General features: G+C 51.3%; 2 protein-coding genes. Both read right to left on the bottom strand.

The annotated features are described in order from the left end of the window. Positions 1 to 174: 174 nt before the first annotated feature. A complete protein-coding gene (locus BN3772_RS30405; RefSeq protein ID WP_042204529.1) occupies positions 175 to 384 on the bottom strand; it encodes a hypothetical protein in 210 nt (69 codons plus the stop codon). 329 nt (positions 385 to 713) lie between these two features. Continuing rightward, entirely contained in the window at positions 714 to 3,590 is a 2,877-nt protein-coding gene (gene uvrA, locus BN3772_RS30400; RefSeq protein ID WP_042204528.1) for an excinuclease ABC subunit UvrA, read from the bottom strand. Positions 3,591 to 3,669 lie beyond the last annotated feature (79 nt).

Here is a 3,669-nt window from a genome sequence, read left to right as displayed (position 1 = left end):
AAGTGTCTCTTTAATGTTTTTACGACAACAAAATTATTATTTATACTTACTTGAGTTTCTGCTAATCAATTCCCCATCAATAGATGCCTTTATCCGCGCCGGCAGCGTTAAAAGGAGACTTAGATCTTTTGCAGAATTTGCAATTAGCACATGGAGCATAGGGCGTTTCTTAGTTCAGCTGAACCAATTCACAATCATCGCATAATCCGAAACGGCAAACACAAGCAGGCTGACTACACCAAAAGCGATCGCAAATTTATTCTTCTGCGGAGCACGGAGTAGCCGGATGACGCCGATAAAAATCAGAATGGTAAAGGCAATCATAAACAGATCAAAGGTATGAAATTTAGAAGGTTCTTGTACAGCAGCTTCTGCCAGCAGCATGGCATTACCTCCTCAAAAGGGTTGACAAGCAGGTTCATCTAATCCATATCTACCCTTATGTTATCGCTACCAATAGTGCGGTGCAATAGGAATTCGTTAAAAAAGCTGTAATTGTTGTAAAAAATTATTTTTCAATCACTATCAACCGATTAAAAATGTGATTTCTGCAGTTGACACAGACTTGAATGCAACCTTTACCGCTCTTAGATCCTCTTATTTAACTTAGGCTGCAAAAAAAAGAACGCCGCAAGCGGATCACCGCCTGCAGCGCTCTAAGTTAAAGCTCATTTCATCTAATCTGCAAATGAAGCCTGACGCTCCACTCTACTCTATACCGTCGTCTCCGACTCCTGCAGCTGCAGCGCCTCCGTCCGCGCAGTATCACGGATCAGGATCGGCTTCAGATATCTGCCGGTGTACGATTCCTCAACGGTAATTAGCTTCTCCGGCGTTCCGGTAGCAAGCACCGTACCGCCGCCGCTGCCGCCTTCAGGTCCCATATCGATGAGGTAATCCGCAGTTTTGATGACATCGAGATTATGCTCAATGACCAGAACAGATTCGCCGGAATCCACCAGACGGTGCAGCACCTCCAGCAGGCGGCCGATATCGTCCACATGCAGCCCTGTAGTAGGCTCATCCAGAATATAGAGCGTCTTGCCGGTGCTGCGGCGGTACAGCTCGGAGGCCAGCTTCACGCGCTGGGCTTCACCGCCTGACAGCGTTGTTCCCGGCTGTCCGATGTTGATATATCCGAGACCCACATCCAGCAGAGTCTGCATCTTACGGTGGATCTTCGGAATGTTTTTGAAGAACTCGGTGGCATCCTCTACAGTCATTTCAAGCACATCGGCAATGCTCTTGCCTTTGTATTTGACCTCCAGGGTCTCCCGGTTGTACCGCTTGCCCTTACAGACTTCGCATGGCACGTATACATCCGGCAGGAAGTGCATCTCAATCTTGATAATTCCATCCCCGCGGCAAGCCTCACAGCGTCCGCCCTTCACATTGAAGCTGAACCGGCCCTTCTGGAAGCCGCGCACCTTAGCCTCATTGGTCTTCGAGAACAGGTCACGGATATCATCGAATACGCCGGTATAGGTTGCCGGGTTCGAACGCGGAGTTCGGCCGATCGGCGACTGGTCGATCTCGATAACCTTGTCCAGGTTCTCAAGGCCCCGGATCTCCTTATGCAGACCCGGACGCACCTTAACGGCTCTGTTCAGCTGGCGGGCCAGACTCTTATACAGAATCTCATTAACCAGCGAGGACTTGCCTGAGCCGGAGACACCCGTTACTGCAGTAAAGACACCCAGCGGGATCTTCACGTTAACGTTCTTAAGGTTGTTCTCTTTGGCTCCGCGGATTTCAATCCAGCGGTCATCGGTTGCCCGCCGCTTGGAGGTTACCGGGATGAACTTACGTCCGCTGAGGTACTCCCCGGTCAGTGAATTCGGATCATCCATGATCTCCTGCGGCGTACCCTGGGCAATTACGCTTCCCCCATGGATACCCGCACCCGGGCCGATGTCGATGATATAATCAGCAGCCATCATCGTATCCTCATCATGCTCAACTACAATCAGTGTATTACCGAGATCGCGCATATGGGCCAATGTTGAGATTAGCCGGTCATTATCCCGCTGATGCAGCCCGATACTCGGTTCATCCAGAATGTAGAGGACGCCCATTAAGCTGGAGCCGATCTGTGTCGCCAGTCTGATACGCTGTGCTTCGCCTCCGGAGAGTGATCCCGCCGCACGGCTAAGCGTCAGATAGTTCAGTCCGACGTTAACCAGGAAGCCGAGCCGGCTGCTGATTTCCTTCAGGATCAGATTGGCGATGGCTGTTTCTTTTTCATTCAGCACGAGGTTTACGAAGAACTCCTGGCAGTCTCCGATGGACAGGTCTGTAACATCTGCTACGTTCCTGTCGTTAATGGTAACAGCAAGAATTTCCTTCTTCAGACGTTTGCCTTTGCACACATGGCAAGGCTTAGCACTCATGAAGCCTTCAATGAATTCACGGATTCCTTCCGAGGCAGTATCCCGGTATCTCCGCTCCAGATTAGGAATAATTCCTTCGAAAGCAACAAGCGCATCCTTCTTCTGTCCAAAATCATTCTCATAGCGGAAGCGGATCTTCTCACTGCCTGTTCCGTACAGCAGCTTGTTCATCTGATCCGGTGACAGCGTGCTTACCGGCACATTCTGCGGAATCTTGAAATGCTCACAGACCGATTTCAGAAACTGCGGATAGTAGTTAGAGGTACTGCCTGTCCAGGCCAGAAAAGCCCCGTCCTCCACCGACTTCTCAGAGTCGGGGATCAGCAGTTCCGGGTCGACAACCATGTTCACCCCGAGGCCGTCACATTCCGGGCAGGCCCCGAATGGACTATTGAAGGAGAACATCCGCGGTGCCAGCTCTTCAATACTGAAGCCGCACACCGGGCAGGCAAAGTTCGAGCTGAACAGCAGCTCCTCCTGGCCGATAATATCCACCAGAATCTGCCCGCCGGACAGCTTAAGCGCTGTTTCCAGCGAGTCTGTCAGCCGGGTCTGCACATCGTCCTTGATGACAATCCGGTCCACTACAACTTCAATGGTGTGCTTCTTGTTTTTTTCCAGTTCAATCTCTTCCGTTACCTCACGCAGCTCTCCATCCACACGCACACGGACGAAGCCCTGCTTGGAGATGTCACTGAACAGGCCTTTGTGCTCGCCCTTGCGGCCGGAAATAACCGGTGCGAGAATCTGCAGCCGGGTCTTCTCCGGATACTGCATAATCCGGTCAACCATCTGCTCAACGGTCTGAGAGGTAATCTCAATGCCGTGATCCGGACAATGCGGGTGGCCGATCCGGGCAAATAACAGACGCAGGTAGTCATAAATTTCTGTTACCGTACCTACCGTCGAGCGCGGATTGCGGCTCGTAGTCTTCTGGTCAATAGAAATTGCCGGGGATAAACCGTCGATGGAATCAACATCCGGCTTCTCCATCTGGCCAAGGAACTGGCGGGCATAGGCGGAAAGGGATTCCACATAACGCCGTTGTCCCTCGGCATAGATCGTATCAAACGCCAGCGAAGATTTGCCGGAGCCGCTAAGTCCCGTCAGCACAACGAAGCGGTCCCGCGGGATCGTTACGTCGATGTTCTTGAGATTATGCGCTCGCGCGCCTTTGATTACTATACTTTCGTTCGCCAACGGTAAAACCTCCAATTTCAAATACGGAAATATTTTGGGAAAACATTTTCGATCCCTCCCAAACCCTCCCTTAGCCAAG

Source organism: Paenibacillus camerounensis (genome assembly GCF_000723885.1).
Classification (GTDB): domain Bacteria; phylum Bacillota; class Bacilli; order Paenibacillales; family Paenibacillaceae; genus Paenibacillus_AQ; species Paenibacillus_AQ camerounensis.
The sequence above is the reverse complement of the archived record's forward strand: the minus strand, read 5'-3'. Positions and strand labels throughout refer to the sequence as shown.

Coding starts and splice junctions, on each gene's coding strand:
- BN3772_RS30405 (WP_042204529.1), bottom strand. CDS start 384: ATGCTGCTGGCAGAAGCTGCTGTACAAGAACCTTCTAAATTTCATACC.